Annotated in this window: 25 protein-coding genes; 5 read left to right on the plus strand and 20 right to left on the minus strand. The window is 64.7% G+C overall.

The genetic code is table 11. The annotated features are described in order from the left end of the window. Positions 1-102: 102 nt before the first annotated feature. From ACN0SE_RS00005 to ACN0SE_RS00030, 6 genes are all read right to left on the minus strand, one after another. Entirely contained in the window at positions 103-252 is a 150-nt protein-coding gene (locus ACN0SE_RS00005; protein WP_417522407.1) for a hypothetical protein, read from the minus strand. 106 nt (positions 253-358) lie between these two features. After that, the gene (locus ACN0SE_RS00010) at positions 359-841 is read right to left on the minus strand and encodes a nuclear transport factor 2 family protein (protein ID WP_417522408.1); all 483 of its coding nucleotides are present in this window, start codon (positions 839-841) and stop codon (positions 359-361) included. Then, complete coding sequence (locus ACN0SE_RS00015; RefSeq protein WP_417522409.1) at positions 838-1,899, minus strand: amidohydrolase family protein; 1,062 nt, start codon at positions 1,897-1,899, stop codon at positions 838-840. The genes ACN0SE_RS00010 and ACN0SE_RS00015 overlap by 4 nt, the downstream gene beginning before the upstream one ends. A 16-nt stretch (positions 1,900-1,915) precedes the next feature. After that, entirely contained in the window at positions 1,916-2,668 is a 753-nt protein-coding gene (locus ACN0SE_RS00020; protein WP_417522410.1) for an SDR family NAD(P)-dependent oxidoreductase, read from the minus strand. Positions 2,669-2,935: 267 nt separating this feature from the next. Further along, positions 2,936-3,679, minus strand: coding sequence for a TetR/AcrR family transcriptional regulator (locus ACN0SE_RS00025; RefSeq protein ID WP_417522411.1), 744 nt, complete (start codon positions 3,677-3,679; stop codon positions 2,936-2,938). A 2-nt stretch (positions 3,680-3,681) separates the two neighbouring features. Then, on the minus strand, positions 3,682-4,788 hold the full coding sequence (locus ACN0SE_RS00030; protein ID WP_417522412.1) for an LLM class flavin-dependent oxidoreductase: 1,107 nt from the start codon (positions 4,786-4,788) through the stop codon (positions 3,682-3,684). Positions 4,789-4,960: 172 nt separating this feature from the next. Here ACN0SE_RS00030 and ribB point away from each other — a divergent pair, with 172 nt between their 5' ends. Beyond that, positions 4,961-6,046, plus strand: coding sequence for a 3,4-dihydroxy-2-butanone-4-phosphate synthase (gene ribB, locus ACN0SE_RS00035; RefSeq protein WP_417522413.1), 1,086 nt, complete (start codon positions 4,961-4,963; stop codon positions 6,044-6,046). 158 nt (positions 6,047-6,204) lie between these two features. On the opposite strand, the gene ACN0SE_RS00040 is transcribed toward ribB, so the two are convergent. The 14 genes from ACN0SE_RS00040 to ACN0SE_RS00105 form a co-directional block, all read right to left on the minus strand. Beyond that, positions 6,205-7,179: a Bug family tripartite tricarboxylate transporter substrate binding protein gene (locus ACN0SE_RS00040; protein ID WP_417522414.1), complete on the minus strand. Its 975-nt coding sequence runs from the start codon at positions 7,177-7,179 to the stop codon at positions 6,205-6,207. A 195-nt stretch (positions 7,180-7,374) separates the two neighbouring features. After that, positions 7,375-8,886 carry a tripartite tricarboxylate transporter permease gene (locus ACN0SE_RS00045; RefSeq protein ID WP_417522415.1) on the minus strand — a complete coding sequence of 504 codons (1,512 nt, stop codon included), beginning with the start codon at positions 8,884-8,886 and terminating at the stop codon, positions 7,375-7,377. Positions 8,887-8,889: 3 nt separating this feature from the next. After that, positions 8,890-9,354: a tripartite tricarboxylate transporter TctB family protein gene (locus ACN0SE_RS00050; RefSeq protein ID WP_417522416.1), complete on the minus strand. Its 465-nt coding sequence runs from the start codon at positions 9,352-9,354 to the stop codon at positions 8,890-8,892. Between the two features lie 83 nt (positions 9,355-9,437). After that, a complete protein-coding gene (locus ACN0SE_RS00055; protein ID WP_417522417.1) occupies positions 9,438-10,391 on the minus strand; it encodes a flavin reductase in 954 nt (317 codons plus the stop codon). Positions 10,392-10,542: 151 nt separating this feature from the next. Next, entirely contained in the window at positions 10,543-11,727 is a 1,185-nt protein-coding gene (bktB, locus tag ACN0SE_RS00060) for a beta-ketothiolase BktB (RefSeq protein ID WP_417522418.1), read from the minus strand. Further along, positions 11,724-12,779 carry a phosphotransferase family protein gene (locus ACN0SE_RS00065; RefSeq protein ID WP_417522419.1) on the minus strand — a complete coding sequence of 352 codons (1,056 nt, stop codon included), beginning with the start codon at positions 12,777-12,779 and terminating at the stop codon, positions 11,724-11,726. Before ACN0SE_RS00065 ends, bktB begins: the two co-directional genes overlap by 4 nt. After that, positions 12,779-14,383: an AMP-binding protein gene (locus tag ACN0SE_RS00070; RefSeq protein WP_417522420.1), complete on the minus strand. Its 1,605-nt coding sequence runs from the start codon at positions 14,381-14,383 to the stop codon at positions 12,779-12,781. The genes ACN0SE_RS00065 and ACN0SE_RS00070 overlap by 1 nt, the downstream gene beginning before the upstream one ends. Further along, a complete protein-coding gene (locus ACN0SE_RS00075) occupies positions 14,373-15,596 on the minus strand; it encodes an acyl-CoA dehydrogenase family protein (RefSeq protein ID WP_417522421.1) in 1,224 nt (407 codons plus the stop codon). Before ACN0SE_RS00075 ends, ACN0SE_RS00070 begins: the two co-directional genes overlap by 11 nt. 12 nt (positions 15,597-15,608) lie before the next feature. Continuing rightward, the gene (locus ACN0SE_RS00080) at positions 15,609-16,373 is read right to left on the minus strand and encodes an SDR family NAD(P)-dependent oxidoreductase (protein ID WP_417522422.1); all 765 of its coding nucleotides are present in this window, start codon (positions 16,371-16,373) and stop codon (positions 15,609-15,611) included. Continuing rightward, positions 16,370-17,248, minus strand: coding sequence for a 3-keto-5-aminohexanoate cleavage protein (locus tag ACN0SE_RS00085; RefSeq protein WP_417522423.1), 879 nt, complete (start codon positions 17,246-17,248; stop codon positions 16,370-16,372). Before ACN0SE_RS00085 ends, ACN0SE_RS00080 begins: the two co-directional genes overlap by 4 nt. A gap of 17 nt (positions 17,249-17,265) precedes the next feature. Further along, entirely contained in the window at positions 17,266-17,997 is a 732-nt protein-coding gene (locus ACN0SE_RS00090; RefSeq protein ID WP_417522424.1) for an SDR family NAD(P)-dependent oxidoreductase, read from the minus strand. Between the two features lies 1 nt (position 17,998). Next, the gene (locus ACN0SE_RS00095; protein WP_417522425.1) at positions 17,999-18,967 is read right to left on the minus strand and encodes an alpha/beta hydrolase; all 969 of its coding nucleotides are present in this window, start codon (positions 18,965-18,967) and stop codon (positions 17,999-18,001) included. Positions 18,968-19,077: 110 nt separating this feature from the next. Further along, the gene (locus tag ACN0SE_RS00100; protein WP_417522426.1) at positions 19,078-19,881 is read right to left on the minus strand and encodes an acetoacetate decarboxylase family protein; all 804 of its coding nucleotides are present in this window, start codon (positions 19,879-19,881) and stop codon (positions 19,078-19,080) included. 4 nt (positions 19,882-19,885) lie between these two features. Beyond that, positions 19,886-21,067, minus strand: coding sequence for an LLM class flavin-dependent oxidoreductase (locus ACN0SE_RS00105; RefSeq protein ID WP_417522427.1), 1,182 nt, complete (start codon positions 21,065-21,067; stop codon positions 19,886-19,888). A gap of 21 nt (positions 21,068-21,088) precedes the next feature. On the opposite strand from ACN0SE_RS00105, the gene ACN0SE_RS00110 reads away from it, so the two are divergent. From ACN0SE_RS00110 to ACN0SE_RS00125, 4 genes are read left to right on the plus strand one after another with little or no spacing between them, the layout of a single operon-like run. Continuing rightward, a complete protein-coding gene (locus tag ACN0SE_RS00110; RefSeq protein WP_417522428.1) occupies positions 21,089-22,390 on the plus strand; it encodes an NADH:flavin oxidoreductase/NADH oxidase in 1,302 nt (433 codons plus the stop codon). 6 nt (positions 22,391-22,396) lie between these two features. Beyond that, positions 22,397-23,200: a crotonase/enoyl-CoA hydratase family protein gene (locus ACN0SE_RS00115; protein WP_417522429.1), complete on the plus strand. Its 804-nt coding sequence runs from the start codon at positions 22,397-22,399 to the stop codon at positions 23,198-23,200. A 2-nt stretch (positions 23,201-23,202) separates the two neighbouring features. Then, on the plus strand, positions 23,203-24,384 hold the full coding sequence (locus tag ACN0SE_RS00120; protein WP_417522430.1) for a CaiB/BaiF CoA transferase family protein: 1,182 nt from the start codon (positions 23,203-23,205) through the stop codon (positions 24,382-24,384). A 29-nt stretch (positions 24,385-24,413) separates the two neighbouring features. After that, positions 24,414-25,208 (plus strand): SDR family oxidoreductase, encoded by a 795-nt coding sequence (locus ACN0SE_RS00125; RefSeq protein ID WP_417522431.1) that lies wholly within the window; start codon positions 24,414-24,416, stop codon positions 25,206-25,208.

Here is a 25,208-nt window from a genome sequence, read left to right on the forward strand (position 1 = left end):
TATGTCTCTTGAAAGCCTCGCGCGTGTCACCGACACTACCACCGTCAGGTTGTCCGCCGTGGCGACCTGATCAGCCTTGGACCTCTCCGAGGGTCGGCGCTCTTACACCACCTCTCGGGGCACTACCCCATCCTCGTGGCGCAGGCTGTCGACCGCCGGACCATAGCTGCTCAGGATCTGCGTCAGCGCTTGCCGGTCCTCCAAAGCCTGGATACGCGCTTCGAGCTTCTCGATCTTCTCTTCCAGTGTCATCACAGTCGCCTTTCTCGATCGGTTGGCAGCTCGCCTGAAGACGCCTGGCGAGTCTTGCAGATTGGCGCCCCTGCCCCTTGCCGGAAGTCGACCCAGCAGAGGCGCGTCACCCGGTCATGAAGGCAAGGAACCTGTCCCTGTACGCCTCGGCCAGCGCCGGGTTGCGCGGGTCCGGTCCGGCATCCTTGAACCAGGTCAGAATCCGGGACCGAAAGCGCCAGGCACCGTCGGGATCCTTGGCGTATTCATCCTTGTATCGACCGCAGCCGCGGATTCGCCAGCCAGCCTCGGGCGAAAGCTCGACCACCATCAGGTCCACCGAGCCGTGCCCCCTGTCGCCCTCCAGATGGATGATCGGGTTCAATTGGTAGTGCCGCGTGCCGGCCAGCAGGGGCTGTGTCTCGGTCCTGCCAGCTGCAGATTTCATCAGAGCCAGAATCTTCGATCTGGGGCCGACCTCGACTCCGTTGTCCGAAAAGCTTCCGTCTTCGGTGAAGTGATCCGCATAGCGCTCCGGCTGCCTGGGCCATTCGTCGACCGTCTGCCCGTAGCTGCCGATCAGGTTCATCACGGCCTGATAGTCGTTCATGGGGTTGGCGTCCTTCCATCTCTTGAAGGGGGGATCGGCCTCGGATCATCGTCCAGGCCAAGCCCATAGGTCCGCTCGGCGGTCAGGCGCAGCATCAGGTCACGCTCCTCTGCGGAATAGGGAGCGACCATCTTCTTGGCGGCATTCCAGAAGGTGCGATACCCGAAGCTCAGTGCGTCTACGGGAAAGTTAGACTCGAACATGCAGCGATCCGGGCCGAAGGCATCGATCATGAAGGCCACACGACTACCTACGAGGTCGACGATCTCGTCGGAATTGGCCGGGCGGCCATTGTCGGGCCAGGGATAACCGAACAGCGCCATGCCGAAGCCGCCGAGTTTCATCCGCACGTTGGGAAGCGCCGCGCAGAGGTCTATGCCGCGGCGCAGGTCGGCTTCCACCTCAGCCTCGCGGCCGGCGTATCCGCCGATGCCGATAGGAAAGGCGAGATGGTTCAGCACGATGGTGGTGTCGGGAACCTGTCTGGCGAATTCCGCAACCTCGGGCAGTTGCGGGTGATAAAAGATCAGGTCGAGAGCGAGGTTCCTGCGGCCCAGTATCCGTACGGCTTCCAAAAAGTTCGGGATCTGCAGCTGACCTGGCCATTGCTCGTGACCCTTGGGCACATACTGCCGTGCCGGATCGTATCCAACCCGCGCGCGAAACCCGCGCACCAGCCCCGCGCCTGCCTGCTCATGCGCCTCGATCACCCGCAAGTGGTCGGTCTCGAGCCGGGCGTTCAGAACCGGAAGGATGCCGACGATGTCGGGGCCGGGCCCGACCCGGCTGTCGCGCGCATAGCCGCGGGCGAGTTCCGTCTCTCCGACCGGGCGCAGGTCTTCGGGGCCATCGGTGCGGTACCCTTGGTCACACTCCACGAAGACCGATCGTTCGACGCGGTGGCCGGAGGTTCCATCCGCCAGGAAATCGTCAACCGAATAGGGAATGAGCCCGTCGTCCTGCCAGATATGATGGTGCGGATCGGTGATGGGGACGTCGGGGTCGACCACGTAGTCGTCTGCCTCGGTCTCGGACGTGTATCGCTTTACTGCCTGCATGGACCTTGTCCTTCCGTCACGCCAGCCGCCCATTGTCCAAAAGAAGCGCGGACCCCCGCACTGGGCGAGAGTCCTTCGAGCAGAGCCAGAGGATGGATTTGGCTACTTCTTCCGGCAAGGCGAGGCGACCGTCCTTGATGGCCGCGTCGTAGGCGTCTGCGCCGATCGTGCGTTTCAACATCTCTGTCGCGACACCGCCGGGACAGACCGCGTTGATCCGGATGTCGGGGGCATATTCCTTCGCGGCGGTTTTCGTCAGGCCGACGACGCCGTGTTTGCTGGCCGCATAGGCTGCGCCTGCGTTGACGCCAGAGGCCACCCCCGCCGTCGAGCTCATGTTGACGATGGCACCGCCGCGACCGGTTTTCTGCATCGCTGCAATCTCGGCCCGCATGCAGTAGAACACACCGGTCAGATTGACGTTGATGGTATGAAGCCAGGCCCTCGTTTTGATCTCGACCAGCTTGTGTCCGGGCGTGCCTTCGAAGCCTGCGTTGTTGACGGCGTAGTCGAGCCCCCCGAAGCGGTCGACGACCTGCGCCACGGCTGAGGCGACCTGAGCTTCGTCCGTCACGTCACAGGGCGCAAAGATGGCCTTGCCCCCGAGCGATGTGATCTCGCGAGCAACAGCGGCGCCGTTTTCGGCATCGAAGTCCACCAGTCCGACCGCTGCACCGCCTCGGGCAAAGGCCAGGGCCGCAGCGCGTCCGATGCCTGCAGAGGCCCCGGTGACCAAAGCGGTCTTGCCCTGAAATTCGGTGAGTGTCATGCCAAGTCCCCCTCGTTCCGTCGCGAAACGGCTCTTGCCCTAAACGCGAAGGCCTACGGAGGGTTATCTCAATAGCTGACACTAACGTCAAATTTAAAATGACTTTGTGAGCAAGTTTCGATGCCCGGTGACACTTCAGAAATTATCGAACATCCGGTTGGGCGGGGACTGTGATCGCCTTGGTTTACGCACAACACGACGGCGCCCGCGCAGCGCCGGATTGTCGAATGAGCAGAAGAGATCGACTGCCGGTCGGCTCCGACCCGCTTACCTCCAATACCCGCGACGGGAAATCGGCACCGCGTCGAGATCGGAGGGCTTGTCGGTAATGCCGACGAGAGGCCCGTCGTAGGCCGCGGCGGCCCCCTCCCCGTCCGAGGCAGACGCCTTGTCGAACGACAGACCGATCGCGCGCGACCAGATCTGCGCGAGGTTATCATAGACGCTCTGCCGGTCCTGGAAATCACCACCGATCATCCACCAGAAGGCAAAGTTCGTCAGCATGGAGGCCAGCGCCGCCGCCGTCAGTTTCGGGTCGATGGTCTCATCCGCCAGCCCGTTTTCCTGCCACAGCTGGATGGCAAAGGCGATGTTGTCGACATGCTTGCGCCGGTCGGCCAGGCGTCGCTCCCTCACCTGAACATCGACGGTGCCCACCTGGGTGATGATCTCCTGCATCCGGGCGTTTTCTTCGTAAACCTCGAAGTATCGAGAGATGAACTGCATGATGCAGCGGTTGGGATCGGACAGCAGAATATCGAGCGGCAAACGGCTGCCGTCAGAATATTTCAGCGTGATCGAATCGACGATCTCGTTCAGAACCGCCAGCTTGGTGTCGAAATAGGTGTAAAAGGTGCCGCGCGACACGCCGCTTTCGCTCACGATGTCCTCGATACGCGCGTCGAAAAAACCGTCACGCTCGAAAATCGCGCGGGCGGTGGCGATCAGCTTGTCACGCGTGGCCCGCCCCCGGCTTGTTGGGCGCTGACGTGGTTTGTTGGCGTTGTCCATGGTCAGCGTCCTCCGTCTGCGGGTTGCGGGGTTGCGCGGTCGAGGCTCTCGGCGAGAAGCGCGAGGCTGGCCTCGGCCAGTTCGATCGGCATCAATCCGAAATGCACCTGAAAGATGACCTCCTGGCAACAGGCCTTGTCGGTCAGCTCCGAGATCCGCGCCCGGCAGGCGTCAGGCGACCCGGAAATCAGCATGCCTTCGGCGTCGGAAAAGGTGTCGCTGACCAGCTGAGACACTTCTCGCGGGCTGGCCGTTCTGGAAATGTGACGCGTGGCGGGGTGCGAAAAGATGCCGCTGTGCCAGACCTCGGAGTCGAATTCCTGGATCCACCAGCCCTTGGCGCGCTCGCAGATCTCCGGGTCGTCGTTGCAGAAGATCGGAACGAAGATGGCGTCGCCGGGCCGCGCCACCGCCTCTTTGTCACGGGCCAACCCGGTGGAGACCCGAAAGCGCTCGCTGTCTGGCACACCCGCACCCCAGAGCCTTGCAGCGCCCGGCTCGAACCGGTTGCGGGGCATCGGCCGCACCGAGGCTTCGGAAATCGAATAGTGAGTGCCGTCGAAACTCGCCCATTCCTGCGTCAGCAAGACCTCCAGAAGCTCCAGCGCCTCGGCGAGCCGCGCGTCAAGTGTCTCGGGCTCTGGGGTGCCGGAGACCTCGTGATAGGGGACATCGGTCAAGGCCCCCAGGCACAGGCGTCGGCCCTGCAGAAGGATGTCAGCCATGGCAATCGCTTCAGCCACCCGCAGCGGCGCCTCCATGAGCGACGCCCCGAGCAGAGCGCCAAGCTCGATCGACTTGGTGAGCGTGGCGAGATGCAGGAGCAGCTGCAGCGGCGCGGCCCCCATGGCCGCCGCATCGCCGTGACGCTCGGGGAGCCAGAGCGCATCGAAGCCGTGCTGATCCGCCGCCATGCCGACACGCAACAGGTCCTGAACGCATTGCGCATCCGACACCGGCGGCGCACCGTCGAGCACGTTGCGCTTCGCCCGGTGGAAGAAGTCGCTGGCGTTCTTGAGCGGTGCGTAAACCCCGAACCGAAGCGGCCCGGCGCCCCCAGCAGGCCCGGCGGAGTCAGTCGGTTTTTCTGATGTCTTCTTGCTCTTCACTCGCGCTATCCTGGCTGCTCTGCACATCTAATATCTTGTAACACCTATATTTACCTGCCCGACAGAATTTGTTCAAGAAATCTGAACATGACGTTCAGTTCAATATATATATTGACACAGTTGTCATATTTGCGCGAGATTGCGGAGACACGAGACCCAGGGAGGGAACGTCATGCATTCCGAGATCAAGCAACGCGTGGAGGATGCCATTGCGCGTTTTGCCGCCGGCGAGATGGTGATTGTCACCGATGACGACGATCGCGAAAACGAGGGCGATCTGATCTGCGCCGCCGCGCTTTGCACGCCAGAAAAGATGGCCTTTATCGTCAGGCACACCTGCGGGATCGTCTGCGCCCCGGTGACCACGGAGCGCGCCGAAGCACTTGACCTGCGGCCGATGGTAACGGACAACGACGCCCCGCTGGGCACCGCCTTTACCGTGACGGTCGACGTGAAGCACGGGCTCACCACCGGCATCTCTGCGGAACAGCGCTGCAACACGGTGCGGGCCCTGGCAAATGCCAACATGGGACGCTCCGACTTCGTCCGACCCGGGCACGTCTTTCCGCTGATCGCACGTCCCGGCGGCGTGCTGATGCGCAGCGGCCATACCGAGGCAGCCACCGATCTGTGCCGCATGGCGGAGCTGCCGGAGGTCGGCGTGATTTGCGAACTTGCCAATGACGATGGCACCGTCATGAAAGGCGGCCAGATTGACGCGTTTGCAGCGCAACACAGCTTGGTCAAGCTGTCTGTAGCCGATCTGATCGCCTATCGGCAGGCCCAGGAGAACCTTGTCCAGAGAACCGGCCACCGCCGGGTTTCCTCGCCGATCGGCGAGATGGACATGATCGGCTATCGCACGCCCTTTGACGACGTGACCCATTTCGCCTTTGTCTACGGGACGCCGGACGATCAAGGCCCGACCCCGGTCCGCCTGCACCGATCGGACATCGTGAAGGATGTGATCGGCGGCGCGGCGGATATCGGCGAGACGTTGCAGCGCATTTCAGAGGCGGGGTCCGGCGTGCTGATCTACCTCCGCGACGAAGCTGCCGGCACGCCCGAGCTTGCCTTCGCCGAACCTGCCACGACAGACGAGAAGCGGGTGCAAAGCTGGCACAATATCGGGCTGGGCGCGCAGATCCTCCGCGATCTCGAGGTGCGCTCGATCCACCTGATCGCCTCGCACGCTCGCAATTACGTGGGCATGCGCGGCTTCGGAATCGAGGTTGCAAGCGAAGAGATCCTGGCCTGACGGGACCAGACAGCGCCCACCCCGACCCGCACACAAAGCCAATGATATAAGGTTTTGCGGGTCGGACCATCCATCCATCCCGCTCACACCCTCAGGCCAAACGAGAAGGGCGGCACCTTGTTCAGGTGCCGCCCTTCTTGGTTGCTTGATATAGCCTGCTACTGCTTGGCGATCCCGGCGATGGGAACCGCGACCTGATAGCCATCCTTGGTGTCGCGCATGATGGCAGCAAACTCGTCAGGCTCGTTCGGATCGGCCGGGACGACGCGCAGGAATTTGTAGGCCTTCTGGAACATCTCGTTGTTTTTCATGCCGTCGTTGATGGCATCGTTCAGCTTGGCGATGATCTCGGGCGGGGTGCCGGTCGGAACCGCGGTGCCGACATAGATCTTGATCGGCAGCGGCGACAGGCCCGCCTCTTCCAGCGTCGGCACATCGGGCAGCTCGTCAGAGCGCTTGGACGTGGTCGAAACCAGCGCGCGCACAGTGCCGTCCTTGTGGTGCTGCACCCATTGGCCGGTGCCCCAGACCAGGTCGATCCGTCCGGCCAGAACATCGGGAACGACATCCGGGTCGGTGGCATAGTTGATCATCTGGAACTCGGCACCGGTCTCTTTCTCGAACAGTGCCGCGAGGATCTTGCCGGTCGTGTGCTGAACGCCCATGTTCAGCTCGTTCGGGTTCTCCTTGGCGTAGGCCACCAATTCCTCGATCGACTGGATCGGCAGATCGTCACGGATGAACAGCCAGAGCGGAAAGTCACCGACATAGGTCACCGGTTCGAAATCCTCGAGCGGCTGGTAGGGAGGCGAATTGTAAAGCTCTGTCACCGCGGAGAGGTTGCTGGAGGTGCCGTAGAACACCGTGTAGCCGTCTGGCGCAGCCTTGGCCGCTGCGGTGCCGCCGACTACCCCGCCAGCGCCCGGCTTGTGCTCGACCGTCACCGGCTGTCCGACGGCGGTCTCGATCGATTCCGCGATCGCCCGCGCCAGGATGTCGGTCTCTCCCGGACCGAACGGATAGATCAGCGTGATCGGCTTGCTGGGCCATTCGTCGGCCGCGGCGAGACCGCCTGCGAGCATCCCGGCGGCAAGCGCAACAGCCCCCGCGAGACGCTTTGAAAAAGTGAACATCGTCGTCCTCCCTTACGTTTTCATACTCAATGTTAACCAGACATATACACACTGCGTCAAGTTATATCTGTATATTGCGACAGGTGTTTCGTGTCGGCTGATACGCCTCAGTCAAACAGCCCTTTCGCCCCCCCCCCCGGACATGACGACACCGGCGACCGAAGCCGCCGGTGTTGGGCACAATTGCTCCTGCGATCAGGCAGCCCTTCGTTCCCTGCGCTCGTGGCGCGCATCCCGAAGTGCCGAGAACAGCCCGAGGCAGATCAGGATCGCTGCGATCAGCAGGCAGGCGATGCTGATACCGCTCTCGACGAAGATCCCCAGGCTGCCGCGCGAGAACTGCATCGCCCGGCGGAAGTTCTCTTCCAACATCGGGCCGAGCACGAAGCCCAGCAGCAGCGGTCCGGCCGGGATGTCTGTGATCCGCATGATGTAACCCGCGACACCGCACAGAATCAGAAGCCAGAGGTCAAAGAAACTGTTGCTGACCGCATAGACCCCGATGCAGAGGAACATGATCACTGCCGGATAAAGGTATTGATAAGGGATCGTCAGCAGACGCACCCAGAGACCGATCATCGGAATGTTCAGCAACAGCAGCATCAGGTTGCCGATCCAGAAGCTCATGACCACGCCCCAGAAGATGTCGGGGCTCGAGGTGATCAGCGTCGGGCCGGGGTTGATGCCGTTCATGAACAGCACGCTCAGCATCAGCGCCATGGTCACGTTTCCCGGAATACCCAGTGTCAGCGTCGGGATAAAGGCCGTCAAATCGCCCGCGCTGTTGGCCGATTCCGGTCCGGCGATGCCCTCGATCGCGCCTTGGCCGAACTCTTCCGGGTGTTTCGACAATTTCTTTTCGGTCGCATAGGACATGAAGGCCGCGATCATCCCGCCGGTGCCGGGCAGCGTGCCGAAGAACGAACCATAGCCGAAGCCCCGGAAGATCGGGCTCCAGGAGCGCCGCCAGTCGGACCGTGTCGGCCAGATCGCGCGCAACGAGACCTTGGGCACCGCCCCGTGATTGCCGGCCGTCTTGATGCTGTCGACGATCTCGCACATGCCGAACAGCCCCATGGCGAGGGCGACGATGCTCAATCCGTCGGAAAGGTCGATGAAGCCGAAGGTAAAGCGCAACAGGCCCGTTCCGACGTCCTGCCCCACCAGCCCCAGCACGATGCCGATGGCCACCGCGGCGATGCCCTTGACAGGCGATCCCCTGGCGATGACCGAGGCGGCGATCAGACCGAGGATCATCAACGAGAAATATTCCGCCGGGCCGAAGGCAATGGCGACCTTCACGATCGCAGGCGAGAACAGCATCAGCATCAGGATGCCGAAGGATCCGCCCAGGAACGAGGCCACCGTCGTCATCAACAGCGCCACCCCGGCCCGGCCCTGGCGGCTCATCGGATAGCCATCGAGACAGGTCACCGCATTGGTCGGCGTGCCAGGAAGGTTGAGCAGGATCGAGGTGGTCGATCCGCCATAGTTCGCGCCGTAGAAGATCCCTGCCATCATGATCAGCGCGGTCGTCGGATCGAGGTAGAAGGTGATCGGCAGCAGCAGGGAAATCGTGGCAAGCGACCCGATCCCGGGGATCACCCCGACAATCGTGCCGAGGCTGACGCCGAGCGCGCAGTACATCAGGTTTTCGGGAGAGACGGCGATGAACAGCCCGTCAAGCATCTGCTGGGTTACGGACATGGTCTATCCTCCGAAGGGATTGAGCAGCAACGGCATGTGCATGCCGAGCGCCACGCGGAATATGAGCCCGGCCAGCAGCGCCAGTCCGACCCCGAGAATGGCCGCCTTACGCAATGTCAGCTTAGGATCGGCGAAACTTGACACCAGGGTCGAGAGAAAGATCGCCGGCAACAGCCCGAGGAACTTGAAGCCGAAGATGAAGGCCACGATGGACAGCGACACCATGCCCAGCGACCTCCAGTCCGGTTGCCTCAGGTAGACGCGTTCGCCCACCTGTTGCAGCAGGGCGAGGCCCGCGACCACCAGCCCGAGAAAGACCAGCACCACCCCCATGCTCACGGGGAAAAGCCCCGGCCCCGGCGAGCGCAATGTCCCGATCGACAGGTCCGAGACCGACAACACAATGGTGGCAGCGCCAAAAGCCGCTATTCCCGCGCCCGTGGCGATTTCCTGAGTTCTGCTGTTCATCTATTCCTCCCAACCTGCCGCGCCCTTTCAGAGTCGCGTGCAGCAATGTATCCTGTGATGCGCCCGTCCCTCCCGGCCCGGCTTCAGCCGCGTCGCACCGTCTGCTCCTGCGCGACATGTGCCAGCACATGCCGGGTTGCTTCGATCTCGCCGTCAGGAACGCCTCCAAGCAGGTCTTTCTCGAACCTCGCGACATGCTCCTGCATGGTCTTGCGTTTCTGCTGTCCGTCTGCCGTGGACCAGAGCGTTCCGTCCGGATCACAGCTTATCTGCCCCTTCTCGGTCAGCTCGGCAATCGCATCCCGGGTCTCGCGCGGCGTCAGGTGCATCTGCGCGATCAACTGGTCCTTTGTCAGGCCGGGGTGGTCGGTGATACCGACGAGAACCCGCAACTCCACTGTCGAGATGCCTTCGGCCCGCCGGTAGTCATCAAACATGTCCGACATGGCGTGGAAGGCGTTGAACAACAGCCGGAAGAACGGCGGTTCCGCCGGCGGCTCGGCCTCGGTAGAGGCCGCAGCGGCCGAAGCCTTGAGCTCCGGATGGTCGACCGCCAGCCCGTAGCGGCCCTGCGCAAAGACAAGCGGCTCGCCCTCTGCCTGTTCCAGTTGCTGAACCCGGCCGACGAGGATGACGTGATCGCCGGCGTCGATCAGCTCATGCACGACACATTGCAGAACCCCCAGCGCGCCGTTCAGGATCGGCGACCCTGCCACGCCGCCCGGCGCATCGAGGCCTTCGAACTTGTCGGCGACAGAGCTGCTGAAACGTTGCGAGATGTCGATCTGGTCGGAGGCCAGGATGTGGATGGCGAAATTGTCGGTCTTGGTGAAGGCGTCGAAACTGCGCGAGTTCCGCCCGATGGACCACAGGATCAGCGGCGGATCGATCGACACCGAGGCAAAGGAATTGGCGGTGACACCGTAGCGTTTGCCGTCCACCTCGGTGGTGATGACGGTGACGCCAGTCGCGAATTGGCCGAGGCATTTGCGGAACGCCCGCGCGTCGATCTGGGTCTGTTCAGTCGTTTTGTCCATGGGTCGTCTCCTTGTTCAGCGTTGGCTCTCGCCCTGGCTCACTGGGTGGCGGGCTGGCAGCGAAGGTTAAATGGCGGCGATGCAGCCTGGGTGTCCGGGGGCTCCGTGTCGAGACAGGTCTCCAGTCGCCACGGATCGGGCGTCAGAAAGGTCATTGCACCGCCTCGACGATGACCGCGATGCCCTGACCGCCGCCGATGCACATGGTTGCCAGACCATAGCGTCCGCCGGTCCGCTTCAGCTCATGCAGGAGCTTGACCAGGATGATCGCCCCCGAGGCCCCGATCGGGTGGCCAAGTGCCACCGCGCCGCCATTGGGGTTCACTTTCGCCGGGTCGAGGCCCAGTTCGGCGGTCACGGCACAGGCCTGCGCCGCGAAGGCTTCGTTCGACTCGATCACGTCGAGATCGGCGGGTTTCAGCCCGGCACGTTCCAGCGCCTGACGGCTGGCCGGAACCGGCCCGAGGCCCATCACCGCAGGCTCCACCCCACCAAGACCATAGGCCACGATCCGTCCCAGCGGTGTCGCCCCGGACCGCTGCATCGTGTCTTCGTCCATCAACACCAGCGCCGCGGCGCCGTCGTTGATCCCGCTGGCGTTGCCCGCGGTCACGCTTCCGTCCTTGCGGAAAGCCGGACGCAACTTTTGCATGTCCTCAAGCGTGACGTCGCGCCGCACATGCTCATCGGTGTCGAAGCTGACCTCCTTGCGGCCCGCCCTGACGGTCAGCGGCAGGATTTGCTCGCGGAAATGTCCGGCGTCGATGGCGGCGGCGGCGCGCCTGTGGCTCTCGACCGCAAAGGCGTCCTGCGTCTCTCGGTCGATCCCGGCCTTGTCGGCAACGTTCTCAGCGGTGACACCCATGTGCCCGTTGCCGAAGGGATCGGTGAGCGCGCCAGTCATCATATCCACGCCGGTTACATCCCCCATCTTGGCGCCGAACCGCGCGCTCTGAAGCAGGTGCCCGGCGCGGCTCATGTTCTCGGCCCCGCCGACGAGCGCGCAGGCGGCGTTGCCCAGCTGGATCTGTTCGTGCCCGCTGACCACCGCCTGAAGCCCGGAGCCACAGAGCCGGTTCAACGTCAACGCCGGGGCCTCGGCCGGCACACCCGCCCGGATCGCGGCGACGCGGCTCAGGTACATGTCCTCGGGGGCGGTATGGATGACGTTGCCAAAGACCACCTGCTGCACCTCCGACGGTGCGATCCCGGCGCGGGTCATCGCCTCGGCAGCCACCGAGGCCGCCAGATCACAGGGCGACAGACCGGCGAGGGACCCGCCAAAGCGGCCAATGGCGGTGCGGACGCCGGAGGCGATATAGGTGTGCTTGCTCATGTGAGGTCTCCTGTGGGGTGTCCTGTGCGGGCGATGTTCCAGCCGCGCACCGCGAAGCTCCGCGCCAGCGGCGCAAGGTCAGAGGCATTGGTGCCCGCCGCGTTGCCGGTGCGCACACGCTCGGCGATGCCGACAAAGATCACCGCGAAGCGATAGAGGGCGAAGGCCTTGTGGAACGGCGCCAGCGGCGCGGAGCCCGCCCGCCCCGCCATGTAGCGGGCGACGAAATCTTCCTCGTCCGGCAGGCCCAGCGCGGCCAGGTCCTTGCCCAAGGTGCCGCCGTATTCCTCGGGCGCGGTGTTCCACGGCATGACGCAGAAGCCGAGATCGGCCAGCGGGTCGCCAAGGGTCGAGAGCTCCCAGTCGAGGATGGCCACGACCTCGGGCTTTTCCGGGTGATAGATCATGTTGCCGAGCCGGAAATCGCCATGCGCGATGGTGGCCGGCCCGTCCTCTGGCAGGTTCTCCGCCAGCCAGGCACCCAGCTTGTCCAGCTCCGGGATCGGCGCGCTCTCGGCCGCCTGCCATTGCTTCGACCAGCGGGCCAGCTGCCGGGCAAAGTAGTTGCCGGGGCGGCCATAGTCTGCAAGCCCGATGTCCTCGGGCCGCACCGAGTGCATGCGCGCCATGGCATCCGCCAGCCCCATGTAAATCTCGCGCCGCTCCTCCACCGCCAGCTCTGGCAGGGCGCAGTCGGTAAAGATCCGGCCCTCCACCCGCTCCATCAGGTAGAACGGCGTGCCGACCAGGCCTGGGTCGGCGTGATAGAGCAACACCTCAGGGACCGGCACATCAGTGCCTTTCAGGGCGCGCAGTACGCGATACTCGCGGTCGATCGCATGTGCGCCCTTGAGAAGCGGACCGTTCGGCTGCTTGCGCAATACCATCCGGCGCGGCCCGTGGGTCACGAAATAGGTCGGATTGGACTGACCACCGCTGATGCGCTCGATCTCCATGTCCGCCTCGCCCGAGCCGAAGGTCTGCGACAGGAAGCCGTGGAGCGCGGAGGGGTCGAAATCCAGATCGCCCTTGGCGTGAATACTCGTTTGCATCAGGCTGCTCCTGCGCTGTTGCTGACCCGCGCGCGGAGCAGGTATTTCTGCACCTTGCCCGTCGCGGTCTTGGGGATTTCGGTGAACTCGAACCGGCGCGGCACCTTGAAATGCGCCAGCCGCGCCCGGCAGAAGCCGCGCAGTTCCTCTGCATCGACCGAGGCATTGTCGCGCAGTTCGACAAAGGCGCAGGGGATCTCGCCCCACTTGTCGTCGGGTTGCGCCACGACCGAGGCCAAAAGCACCGCCGGATGCTGGTGCAGGACGTTTTCGATCTCGAGGCTCGAGATGTTCTCGCCGCCGGAGATGATGATGTCCTTGGCGCGGTCGCGGATTTCGATCTGTCCGTCGGCATGGCGCACGGCCAGGTCACCGGTGTGCAGCCACCCGCTGCGAAAGGCGCGCTCCGTGGCCTCGGCGTCATTGAGATAGCCTGCCATGACCGTGTTGCCGCGCAGGGCTATTTCGCCGAGGGTCTCGCCATCCCAGGCCACCGGCTGCCCGTTTTCGTCGAGCACCTCGGCCTGGCTGGCGGTGACATGTTCCAGCCCTTGACGCGACAGCAGGGCCGCGCGCGCCGCACCGTCTAGGCCGGTCTCGTCCTCGCTCAACGCCCGCAGGGTCGCGGGCCCGTAGCTTTCGGTCAGGCCGTAAAGGTGGGTGAATTCGAAGCCCAGGGCATCCAGTTGCGAGATCAGCGCGCTGGTGGGGGCCGCCCCGCCGCTGGCCACGGTGACCCGCGCGGCCGGCGTGCGATTGGCCCCTGCTGCGGAGTTCAGCAGCATGTAGAGCACCACCGGCGCGCAGGACATATGGGTCACACCGCGGGTCTCGATCAGGTCGAAGATCACCTCGGGGTCGACCTTGTCGAGGCAGACATGCACCCCGCCCGCCGCCGTCACTGCCCAGGTGTGGCACCAGCCGTTGCAATGAAACATCGGCAGGGTCCAGAGGTTGACCGTCCGCCGCGTGAAGCCCAGCGCCATGACATTGCCCAGGGCATTCAAATAGGCGCCCCGATGGGTGAGCACGACCCCCTTGGGGTTCCCGGTGGTCCCCGAAGTGTAATTCAGCGCAATCGGCATCCATTCGTCGCTGACAGCCGAAGGCTCGATGGAAGTTGCGGCCGGTGCGGCCAGAAAGCCGAGGTCCGCGCCTCCCGGTTGCCCGTCCTCTGCCAGCAGAAAGAGTGGCACGCCGGCCCTACCCGCGCCATCCGACGCGGCCTCGGAGCAAGAGGGGTCGGCCAGCAGCAACCTGCTTTCCGAGTGGTCGAGGATATAGGCGATGACCTCTGCATCAAGCCGCGTGTTGACCGAGTTCAGAACCCCGCCCAGCAGCGGCACAGCGTAATGTGCGGCCAGCATTTCCGGACGGTTGGTACAGATCACCGACACCACGTCGCCCGCACCGATCCCCTGCCCGCGCAGCCAATCCGCCATCTCGCGGACGACGCCCGCAAATTCTGCCCAACTCCAGGACCGGTCGCGCCAGACAACGGCGGAGTCGCCGGGCCGGACCGCCAGGGTGCGGGTCAGGAAATCGACAGGCGTCAGCGGCACATGGTTGGCCGGCCCCGGTGCGAGAAAGCCTTCAGTCTTCATCTTGCCCTCCCGTCGCCGGGTCCCAGGACCAGAAGTCGCGGCCCAGCTGGCCGAGGTGACGGTTCAGCACCATCTTGTGGACCTCGTCGGCCCCGTCGACCAGACGGGCCTGACGCGCATAGCGATAGATCCATTCCAGCACGGTGTCGGTGGAATATCCCCGCGCGCCATTTATCTGGATCGCCGTGTCCGCCGCCCGGTGAAGCAGGTTGGCGACGTGGATCTTGGCCATCGACACCTCTTTCTGGGCATAGCGGCCCTGGTCGATCTCCCAGGCGGCCTTCATCACCAGCATCCGGCCGATCTCGATATCCATGGCGAGACCGCCGAGCATGAGCTGCACGCTTTCCCTGTCGGACAGGCGCACCCCGAAACCTTCGCGCCGCTCGGCATAGTCCTTCGCGATCTCGACACAGCGCTTCGACAGGCCCAACCAGCGCATGCAATGGGTCAGCCGCGCCGGCCCCAGCCGTGTCTGGGTCACCTTGAGCCCGCGTCCCAGCCCGCCGAGGATATCGCTTTCAGGGATGCGCAACCCATCGAAAGTCAGCTCGCAATGGCCGCCGTGTTCCTCCGGCCCCATGATCCCGATGCGGCGGGTGATCTCCCATCCCGGCGCGTCCTTGTGAAAGAGAAAGGCGGTCAGGCCCGTGCGTGGATCGTCCGAGGTGCGGGCGATCAGCATGAAATGGGCCGCGCCCTCGGCGCCGGTGATGAACCACTTGTGCCCCGAGATCACCCAGTCCGACCCGTCCTTGACCGCCCGCGTCCGCATCATGCCCGGATCCGATCCACCGCCCGGGTGGGGCTCGGTCATGATGAAGGAGGAACGGACCTCGCCGCGGGCAATCGGTGCCAGCCATTTCTCGCGCTGCGCCCCGGTGCCCAGGGCGTCAAGCACCATCATGTTGCCGTCGTCCGGGGCGGCGGAGTTGAAGACCACCGGTCCGAAGATCGAGCGGTTCATCTCCTCGTAGCAGACCGCCATGCCCATCTTGTTCAACCCGCGCCCGCCCGACGTCGGCGACAGTTGCAGCGACCACAGTACCTGCGCGCGGGCCTTGGTGCGCAACGTCTCGAGCGCCGGGCCGGCGATATTGCCATGCGCGTCATAGTTCGCCCGGTCCGCCTCGACCGGCAGGATTTCGTCGGCGACGAAAGCCGCGATCTGCCGGCGCAGGGCCTCGACCTCGGTGGGGATGGTGAAATCCATCGGTGTCTTCTCCTAGAGTCCGCTCACGAGGTGCCCGCCGTCCACGGCCAGCGTCGCCCCGGTGATGTATGCCGCGCCGTCCGACACCAGCAGCCGCAGCGGCGCGTCAAGGTCGGACATCCGTCCAAGCCGGCGTTGCGGAATGCGGTTGATCAGCGCCTTGCCGGCCTCGGTGGCAAAGAACTCGGCATTGATCGGCGTTTCGATGTAGCCCGGGCAAAGCGCGTTCACCCGGATGTCATGACGGGCCCACTCGAGCGCCAGTGTCTTTGTCAGCTGGATCAGCCCAGCCTTGGACGCGGTATAGGCGGCCAGCGTGCTGGCGACCCGCAGCCCGAGGATGGAGGCGATGTTGACGATGCTGCCGCCCTGCCCTTCCGCCTTCATCTTTAGTGCCACCGCCTGCGCGACGCGGAAACAACCGTTGAGGTTCACGTCGATGACCCGGTCGAAGTCTGCCGGATCAATCTTCATCGACGGCCCCGCGCCGCTCACCCCCGCGTTGTTGACGAGAATGTCGATGGGGCGGTCGATACCGGCGATACAGCGGCTCACCGCCTCTGCATCCCCCACGTCGAGCACCAGCGCCTCGGCCGAGCCACCCTCCGCGCGGATCGCTTCGACCCCCGCCTGCAACGGGTCCGACCGCCGGGCGGCGAGGATCACGTGATGTCCGTCCGCAGCGAGTGTGCGCGCAAAATGTGCCCCCAGCCCGCCCGAGGCACCGGTCACAAGGGCCGTCTTTCTGCGCGACTCGTTATGGGAAACCGTGCTCACTGCGTGCCCCGAAGCCCGAGGATCTCGCGGGCCTCGCTCGGCGTGGCGATTTCGTGCCCCAGCAGCTCGGAAAGCTGCACGGCCCGTTCCACAAGTTGCGCGTTCTCCGTCGCCAGCTCACCGCGCGACAGGTAGACATTGTCCTCCATTCCGACGCGAATGTGACCGCCGAGGATCAGCGCCTGCGCCAGCATCGGAAACTCGAAGCGCGAGATCCCAAACGCCGCCCAGTGGCAGGGATCCGGCAGTTGCCGCACGAGGAACTGCATGGTCTCTGCGGTGGCCCCGGCCGTCCAGGGCACGCCAAGGACGATCTGGAACAGCGGCACCTGGTCGAAATCGCCATCCGCCAGCATCTTGGCCGCCAGCCGGATGCCGCCGATGTCGAAGACCTCGATCTCGGGTTTTGCGCCCGCGTCGCGGATCATGCGCGCCATCTGCCGCAGATGCTCGGGCGTGTTGATGATCGCATTCTCGCCCATGTTGATGGTCGCCACATCGATCGTCGCAATTTCGGGCTTGAGACAGAGGATGTGATCCATCCGCGCTGCGGGCGTGGCAAGCGTGGTGCCTTCGCCGCCGCGTGACGGATCGGCGGCATCCGGAATGAAACGCGATCCGGCACCGCCGGTCAGGTTGAGGATCACGTCCGTCTGGCTGGCCCGGATCCGCTCGACGACCTCTTTATACAGATCGAACCGCATCGACGGCGCACCGGTTTCGGGGTCGCGCACATGCAGGTGGACAATCGTCGCACCGGCCTCAGCGGCGCGGATCGCGGAATTGGCGATCTGTTCGGGCGTGATGGGCACATGCGGGCTGTTGATCGCCCCGGCCCCGGTGACCGCGCAGGTCAGGATTACCTTGTTCGTCATGTCTGCGTTCCCTTGGGTCAAAGATGGCGTCCGCCGTCGATCCTGATTTCCGCACCGGTGATGTAGGCGGCCGCGTCGGAGGTCAGGAAAACCACCATGTGGCCGATGTCGTCCGGTGTTCCCAACCGCCCCATCGGGATCGTGTCGGTGATACGCGCCAGCCGCTCTGGTGAATTGCTGCGCGACATCTTGGTGTCGATGGTGCCGGGAAAGATCACGTTGACGCGGATGTTCTCGGCTGCGTGTTCCGCCGCGGCGGCCAGCGACATGCCGCGCGCCGACCATTTCGAGGCGACATAGCCAAAGGCGTTGGGCAACCCGCGCACCGCCGCACCGGAAGCGATATTGACGATCGATCCCTTGCCTGATTTGCGCAGCAGCGGGATCATCGCCTTCATGCCCAGGAACACGCCCTTGGAATTCACCGCATGTGACAGCTCGAACTCCTCTTCGGGCGTCTCGAGCAGCGGGCGGGGCTGGAAATGTCCCGCGTTGTTGACAAAGCCGTCAAGCCGGCCTGCGCGCACCTCGATGGCCTCGACGGCGGCAGACCAGTCCTCCTGCCGGGTGACGTCGAGTCGTTGGTAGAAACACCGATCGCCAAGCTCTTCCGCAAGGGCTTCGCCTGCCACGTCATCTATGTCGAGGATCGCCACCTGCGCGCCGCGGGCGTGAAACAGCCGCACCTGCGCGCTGCCGATATCGCCTGCGCCGCCGGTCACGGCGACCACCTTGCCTTCGAATTCCACCCTACCTGTCCTCCCGTAGTGCGTCTGTCGTCGCCGCAACCGCGGCGTCGAATGTCTCTTGTCCCCGGCTCAGGATGCCGCCCATGTTGCAGAACGCATGCGGCAACCCCTGTTCGACCCGCGCCTCGACCGGGATGCCCGCGCCGCGCAGCCTGTCGGCATAGGCCATCGCCTCGTCGCGCAGCGGATCGTATTCGGCCGCCAGCACCAAGGTTGCCGGATGGCCGGCGGGAATTTCCGGCGCAGCAAGAGGGCTGACCCGCGGATCGTCCTGCATTTCCTTCCCTGGCGCATAGAGCCCCCACATCCAGGCCATCTGTTCCGTCTTGGGGGCAAAGATCGCCCCCAACTCGCGCCAGGACCGCGAGCTCTGTCCCATGTCCAGCGCCGGTTCCAGCAGCAGGAGGAAGGCCAATCCACCCTCCTGCCGGCTGATCTCCTGCGCCACCGCCGCGGCGAGATTGCCACCCGAGCTTTCGCCGGCCAGAGCGATGCGGGCCGGATCGATGCCGATCTCGTCTGCATTGCCTCGAACCCAGCGGACCGCGGCGAGGCTGTCGTCGAAGGGCACCGGGAACGTGACTTCGGGCGCCAGCCGGTAATCGACATTGACCACCACCGCGGCCGAGCGGTTGGCCATGCGACGGCACAGGTGGTCCGAATGGTCCAACCCGCCGAGGATCCAGCCGCCGGCGTGGAAATAGACCACACAGGGCAGTGTCCCCTCAGGCGCGGGCCGATAGATGCGAAGACGGATGGTGCCGCCACTGACCGGGATCTCGCGCTCTGATACCGCGTGAACCTCTTCGCGCGCCGGCGCCGACTGCCGCTTTCCGGCATTGGCGCGCGCCGTGTCGACTCCGAGCGTGTTCATCGGCGGCGCGGCGCACATGGCCTGCACCACGGCCAGAACCTCCTGCGTCGGAGGGGAGAGGCCAAGCCGCTCGAAATCCTCGCGCTCCAGCGTCATGCCAGCAGCTCCCTGCCTGCGAGAACCTCGGCCTCGAAGGCCATCCTGTCGTAGAATTCATGCGCGTTCATCGATGTCCTCCTCCCTTGTCCATCGTGGAAAACTGCGGCTTATCCGCTGCCCAGTGACGGGATGCGTTCGACCTCGTCCCGTGCCAGCCGCGACGTCGCCTCGGTCATCACGGCGGGTTTCATCTCGATCACCGGCAGGGACCGCAGAGCCTCGATGATGCGGGACGAAATCGGCGACGCTTGCCAGTCGGGGGCGCCGAGGCGCAGCTCTCCCGTGCCGCGCCGCATGGACAGGACCTTGCGATAAGCGACCAGCCGCGTCGGGTAATCGACGTCGGCGATGTTGCCGGGACCGGGGATGTACTTCCAACCCACGGCAATGGCGGGCGTTTCCTCGGCGCCGGCCCCCAGCGGCACCGGCTCCGCCGCGTGGATTTCACCGCTCAACAGCTCGGTGCCATAGTCCAGAAGCCGGAACCGCCCGCCGGTCTCGCCCGCCTCGTGATCCGGGATCTCTGCCGCGACCTTGGCATAGCCCTGGAACTCCCGCCCCGCGATGATCGGCGCGGTGGCGTTTTCCCAGATCACCAAGTGATAGGGTGCGGTGAACGTCGTGCCGTCGCTGCCCCGGGCCACCACGTCGGTCATCACCCGCACCACGTTGTACTGCCGCCCGCCCATGTGATCGACGCCGATGTTCATGCTGCTCGAGATGGTGACGACCGGCGTGTCGGATTCCGGCAGGGCAAAGTGGTAGGGGATGAAGGGTGCCAGCGCGCCGGCCTCGGTCGTGAAGGACAGCGCGAGGGTCTTGATCCGATCAATGGTGGAGACGTTCGGCAGGTTGGACCTGCCGAAGACCACGGGCATGTCGTAGCGCTCCCCCTCGGACGGTCGGCGCATGGACTTATGCCTCCGCCGCCGCGGGCGCCGACTGCGTTTCCCGCTCGCGCGAGGCCACCACATCTGCGTAGGGCGTGCAGTCGATCGTGCCCTTGGGCTCGATCTTCTTCAGCTCGGGCAGCACCTCCTTGGCGAAAAGCTTCATGCTGTCATGCGCCCATTCATAGGGCATCAGGCCGAAGTTCACCTGGCAGATCAGTTCCGCGAACTGGGTCTTGTCCTGTGCATTGCTCAGGGTCTCGAGGATCTCGTCCGGTGTGCCGAAGGCCCCGACCACAAGCGAGCGCGCACGGATTTCCTCGATCGCGTCTTCCAGCTCCTTGCCGGTCTTGCCCGCCAGTTTCTTCTTCATCGACGGCTGGTTCATCAGACCGTAGTGCCAGATCGAGGAATCGTAGGTCATCTTGACCCATTCGCGGGCCTGACGGACCTTTTCCTTGTCCATGCTGCAGAACATCGGCCCGGCAACCACCGGGGCCACCGGGTGCCAACCGTGGCCTTCGCGGATCGCGTTGAATTCGTTGGTCGAATTCACCACCTCTTCCCAGTTGTGGAAGTTGTTGAAGATCGGCGAGACGCCGGAATTGGCCGCGAAGGCCCGCGAATCCGGGCTGCTCCAGGCCATCAGCATCTGCGACGTCAGGTCCTTCGTCGGACGCGGACGGATCGTCGTGCGCGGGATCTTGTAGTGTTCGCCGTTGTACTCGAACCACTCCTGGGTCAACCCGAGGCGCAGGATCTCCAGGATCTCGGCCAGCCGTTCGCGCGATTCACCATAGTCGACCTCGAAGGCGTCGAATTCGTGCGGTGCCGCGCCACGTCCGACGCCGATCCGCAGATCGCGACCGTCGAGCATGTTGTCCAGCAGCGCGATTTCACCCGCCAGCCGGATCGGATTGTGCCAGGGCAGAACCATGACCATGCTGCCGAACCCGATCTTGCTGGTCCGGCCCGCCATGTAGCTGAAGATCTGCGTCGGCGTCACCGTCATACCGTAGGGCGAGACATGGTGCTCGATCGTCCACATGCGGTCGAAGCCCAGCGGCTCGATCAGGTCGCAGAGCCCGAATTCATCGCGCATCACGTCCACATCGGGCCGTACGATCGGCTTTGAATAGTCGTTCTTCATGCCCCGTTCGAGCATGTCCGGCATGTTCTGGAACCAGACTGTGACACCAACTTTCATGATCTTCCTCCCTCGGAATGGATGCGTCCGACCCTGCCGGCACGCCGATTAAACTTCTCCTCCAGTCATGACCTGACATTAAGTACAAGTCAAGCATTGACGGTTAGTATATTTTCGTGCTTATCAGAGGGCGCCGCAGAGATCTGCCGACTGCTCAAAGAGGAATGCCCCGTGCGCGACGGACTACTGACACCCCTTCAGATACGCGACCTGACACTCGTCAACCGGTCCGTGGTCTCTGCAATGTGCCTCTATTCCGCGGGGACGAACGGTGTCGCCCGCACCTTTCACGAGGCACATCTGACGCGATTTGCGCTTGGCGGCGCAGGGCTGATCTTTACCGAGGCCACCGCCATCTCGGCCGAAGGCAGGATCACCCCGGCCGACCTCGGGATATACACCGACAAACAGGCCGGACGGCTGGGTGAGATCGCCGGCAAGATCAAGGAGCTGGGTTCTGTGCCCGGCATCCAGATCAGCCACGCCGGTCGCAAGGGCTCCGGCATCGCGCCCTGGGCGGCGCCGGGAGATTACGCCGGGATCGACGGGTTTCCTTGGAATATCAAAGCTCCCAGCGCCATCGCCGCGCCGGGAAAGGCAACACCTGAGGCCCTGACCGCCTCAGAGATCGACATGCTTCTGCAGGACTGGATCACCGCCGCCCGTCGCGCCGATGCGGCCGGCTTCGAGGTGCTGGAACTGCATGGGGCGCATGGATATCTACTGCACCAGTTCCTTTCCCCTCTCACGAACCAACGCACAGACAATTGGGGCGGCAGCCTCGAAAATCGCATGCGCTTCCCGCTCGAAGTGGTCCGCGCCGTGCGTGCGGCCTGGCCCGCAGGCAAGCCGCTGTTCTACCGGATGTCGGTGGGCGACGGCGACAACGCACATTGGTCCCTCGCCGACAGTGTTACCTTTGCACGCAGGCTGAAAGTGCTTGGCGTCGATGTGGTGGATTGCTCGGGCGGCGGCATCGAGGATGTGACTACGCGGCGGCCTCCCGGCACCCATGGATACCAGGTGCCTTGGGCGGCCAAGCTCAAACATGACACAGGTGTCAGAACAATGGCCGTCGGCCTGATTACCGAGGCGCAGCAAGCCGACTCGATCATCGCCCAGGGACAGGCCGATCTGGTCGCAGTGGCGCGCCAGAACCTCGTCAACCCGAATTGGACGGCGCTGGCCCGCCACCAGCTGACCGGCGGCTATGACGGCTTCCCCCCGCAGTTCGCCTCATTCCTCGCGCGATGGTCCGATGTGGTGAGCGCCCTGCCGCCGGTCGCGGACACCGCCGCCCACCTTCGCCAGCTCAAGGAGTAGCCCCCCGTGGAAGATTTCCTGAAGATCGAACGCGACGGCCCCGTCGTCACCCTGACGATCAACCGCCCCGACACCCGCAACGCCATCTCCGAGGTGTCAGATTGCGACGCCTTCGTCGCGGCCGTCGAGGATATCCAGAACGACCATAGCATCGCGGCGGTGATCCTGACCGGCGCCGGCACAGCCTTCAGCGCCGGCGGCAACCTCAAGAAGATGCTCGACCGCAGCGGCTTTGCCCCCGGCAAGACGCCAATCGAGACCCGCAACAGCTATCGCCGCGCCATCCAACGCATCCCGCTGGCGCTCTACAACCTCGAAGTTCCGACCATTGCCGCGGTGAATGGCCCGGCGATCGGCGCCGGGCTCGATCTCGCATGCATGTGCGACATCCGCGTGGCCGCCGATAGCGCCAGCTTTGCCGAGAGCTTCGTCAAGGTCGGCATCGTGCCGGGCGACGGCGGCGCCTTTCTGCTGCCCCGCGTCGTCGGCATGTCGAAGGCGCTGGAGATGTCGTTCACCGGCGCCATGCTGGACGCCCCGGCGGCGCTGGCCTGCGGGCTGGTTTCGCGCGTCGTGCCAGCCGCCGAGCTGTTGCCGGCCGCCCGGGAGATCGCGACGAAGATCGCCCGACAGCCCGTCCACGCGCTGCGCCTGACCAAGCGTCTGCTGCGCGAAGGCCAGCACATGCAGCTCGCCTCGCTGCTGGAACTCTCGGCCGCCTATCAGGCAATCATCCACGAAACCGAAGATCACCGCGAGGCCGTGACCGCCATGCTGGAAAAACGCGCGCCCGCGTTCACCGGTCGCTGAGGTTGCAACCGCTCGCGGGCATAAGGGTCCTGGACTTCGGCCGCTTTATCGCCGGACCGTTCTGCGCGGCCATGCTCGCGGACATGGGGGCAGAGGTCCTGCGGATCGAGCCACCTTCGGGAGCCGAGGATCGCTTCATGATGCCTCTGGAGGGGCTTCAGGACATCGGCGGCGCGCTCTACCTGCATTGCAACCGGGGCAAACGCTCGGTCACCCTCGATCTGCGCAAGCCCGAGGCCGAAGAGATCCTGAAGGCTCTGGTCGCACAGAGCGACGTGGTGGTGGCCAACAAGCCGCCGCCAGTGCTGCGCCGGATGGGCCTCGACTACGCGACACTGGCGGCGCTCAAGCCTGATATCGTGGTCGCGACCTCCACCGCCTTTGGTCTTGACGGCCCGCTTGCGGATCAGCCGGGTTTCGACGGCATCGGTCAGGCGATGTCAGGGGCGATGCATATCTCGGGCGACGTGACTGCGCCGCGGCGCACCGCCGTCAACGTGGTGGACTACGGCACCGCGATGGCAGCAGCCTTCGGGGTGGCGGCCGCGCTCTTGCGGCGGGCCACGACCGGTCAGGGCGGCGAGGTCTCGACCTCGCTTCTGGACACCGCGCTGAACTACGCCATGTCGCCGATCCTCGACCATGCCACCGGCAGCCGCCGCCGCGACCGGATCGGCAATCGCAGCCTCGCCGCGGCGCCTTCGGACGTCTTTGCCTGCACCGATGGCCACGTGCTGATCCAGGTGGTGGGTCAGGCGGCCTTTTCCCGGTTTGCTGCACTGATCGGGCGGGAAGACCTGCTCTCGGATGCGGCCTTTGCGAATGACACCCTGCGCGGCGAGCACGGTGCGGCCCTGTCAAGCATCACCGAAGACTGGACCAAGGGGCAAAGCTGCGCGGACGTGGTCGCCGCCCTTTCCCGGGCCCGCATCCCGGCGGCCGAGGTGCTGGACCTGCCCGGTGTACTCGATCCGGGACGGGGGCTCGTCGGCCACCTCCTGCCGGAGCGCGCCCTTGGCAACGGAGTGGCTGTGCCTTTCGCGCGCCCGCCAGCGCTCTTGTCAGGCATGACCAGCGACACACCCCCGGCCCCGCGCCTTGGTGCAGATACCGACGACGTCCTGCGGACTGCAGGCTTTTCAACAGAGCGGATCGCCGCCTTCCGCGACGGCGGCGCGATCTGATCCGGAAATTCGAACGAGGAGGACACAGAATGACCGAAGCACCCGGAGACTACCCGGACAACCCGATGCGTCTCGAAGGCCGCGCCGTGATCGTGACCGGCTCGGGCCAGGGCATCGGCCTTGCGGTCGCAAGGCAGGTCCTTGCGCTCGGCGGCCACCCGGTGATCGTCGATATCGACCCGGACAAGGTGACATCGGCGACGGATGCCCTGGGCGAAAGATCCGCGGGCTTTGCGGGCGACGTCAGCGATCCGGACCTGGCCCAGACCGTCGTCGCAGGCACCGTCGAGCGCTTCGGCGCGCTGCACGGGCTGGTCAACAACGCCGGTCTGGTGCGTGCCGGGATGCTGACCAAGATGGACCTGCCCACCTGGCAGAAGGTGCTCGACGTGCATCTGACCGGCAGTTTCCTGTTTCTTCAGGCGGCAGCACGGCAGATGAAGGCTCAGTCCGAAGGCGGCGATCCCTCGCCCGGCGCCATCGTTTCGATCTCCTCTGACGCGGGCGTTCAGGGCACCATCGGACAGATCAATTACGCGACGGCCAAGGCCGGGCTGCTGGGCGCCACCATGAGTGCCGCGCGCGAGCTGGCCCGCTACAACATCCGCGCAAACAGCGTGGCCTTCGGCGTGGTCGAAACCCCGATGACCGAAACCGTCCGCGGCGAGAAGTTCCGCGACACCTATCTGGCGAAGATCCCCTTGGCGCGATGGAGCACGCCGGAAGAGGCGGCGCAGCCGGTCTGCTTCCTGCTCTCCGACGCCGCCTCCTACATCACCGGCCAGCGCCTGTCGGTGAATGGCGGCAGCCAGATGTGCGCGTGA

It is taken from the genome of Marinovum sp. (assembly GCF_048263515.1).
Lineage (GTDB): Bacteria > Pseudomonadota > Alphaproteobacteria > Rhodobacterales > Rhodobacteraceae > Marinovum.

Excerpts from the sequence above, each read along its gene's own strand:
- ACN0SE_RS00055 (WP_417522417.1), bottom strand. The coding sequence starts at position 10,391 with ATGGACAAAACGACTGAACAGACCCAGATCGACGCGCGGGCGTTCCGC.
- ACN0SE_RS00065 (WP_417522419.1), bottom strand. The coding sequence starts at position 12,779 with ATGCAAACGAGTATTCACGCCAAGGGCGATCTGGATTTCGACCCCTCC.
- ACN0SE_RS00005 (WP_417522407.1), bottom strand. The coding sequence starts at position 252 with ATGACACTGGAAGAGAAGATCGAGAAGCTCGAAGCGCGTATCCAGGCT.
- ACN0SE_RS00085 (WP_417522423.1), bottom strand. The coding sequence starts at position 17,248 with ATGACGAACAAGGTAATCCTGACCTGCGCGGTCACCGGGGCCGGGGCG.
- ACN0SE_RS00025 (WP_417522411.1), bottom strand. The coding sequence starts at position 3,679 with ATGGACAACGCCAACAAACCACGTCAGCGCCCAACAAGCCGGGGGCGG.
- ACN0SE_RS00070 (WP_417522420.1), bottom strand. The coding sequence starts at position 14,383 with ATGAAGACTGAAGGCTTTCTCGCACCGGGGCCGGCCAACCATGTGCCG.
- ACN0SE_RS00045 (WP_417522415.1), bottom strand. The coding sequence starts at position 8,886 with ATGTCCGTAACCCAGCAGATGCTTGACGGGCTGTTCATCGCCGTCTCT.
- ACN0SE_RS00010 (WP_417522408.1), bottom strand. The coding sequence starts at position 841 with ATGAACGACTATCAGGCCGTGATGAACCTGATCGGCAGCTACGGGCAG.
- ACN0SE_RS00020 (WP_417522410.1), bottom strand. The coding sequence starts at position 2,668 with ATGACACTCACCGAATTTCAGGGCAAGACCGCTTTGGTCACCGGGGCC.
- ACN0SE_RS00110 (WP_417522428.1), top strand. The coding sequence starts at position 21,089 with ATGCGTCCGACCCTGCCGGCACGCCGATTAAACTTCTCCTCCAGTCAT.
- ACN0SE_RS00095 (WP_417522425.1), bottom strand. The coding sequence starts at position 18,967 with ATGACGCTGGAGCGCGAGGATTTCGAGCGGCTTGGCCTCTCCCCTCCG.
- ACN0SE_RS00050 (WP_417522416.1), bottom strand. The coding sequence starts at position 9,354 with ATGAACAGCAGAACTCAGGAAATCGCCACGGGCGCGGGAATAGCGGCT.
- ACN0SE_RS00105 (WP_417522427.1), bottom strand. The coding sequence starts at position 21,067 with ATGAAAGTTGGTGTCACAGTCTGGTTCCAGAACATGCCGGACATGCTC.
- ACN0SE_RS00100 (WP_417522426.1), bottom strand. The coding sequence starts at position 19,881 with ATGCGCCGACCGTCCGAGGGGGAGCGCTACGACATGCCCGTGGTCTTC.
- bktB (WP_417522418.1), bottom strand. The coding sequence starts at position 11,727 with ATGAGCAAGCACACCTATATCGCCTCCGGCGTCCGCACCGCCATTGGC.
- ACN0SE_RS00075 (WP_417522421.1), bottom strand. The coding sequence starts at position 15,596 with ATGGATTTCACCATCCCCACCGAGGTCGAGGCCCTGCGCCGGCAGATC.
- ACN0SE_RS00040 (WP_417522414.1), bottom strand. The coding sequence starts at position 7,179 with ATGTTCACTTTTTCAAAGCGTCTCGCGGGGGCTGTTGCGCTTGCCGCC.
- ACN0SE_RS00015 (WP_417522409.1), bottom strand. The coding sequence starts at position 1,899 with ATGCAGGCAGTAAAGCGATACACGTCCGAGACCGAGGCAGACGACTAC.
- ACN0SE_RS00125 (WP_417522431.1), top strand. The coding sequence starts at position 24,414 with ATGACCGAAGCACCCGGAGACTACCCGGACAACCCGATGCGTCTCGAA.
- ribB (WP_417522413.1), top strand. The coding sequence starts at position 4,961 with ATGCATTCCGAGATCAAGCAACGCGTGGAGGATGCCATTGCGCGTTTT.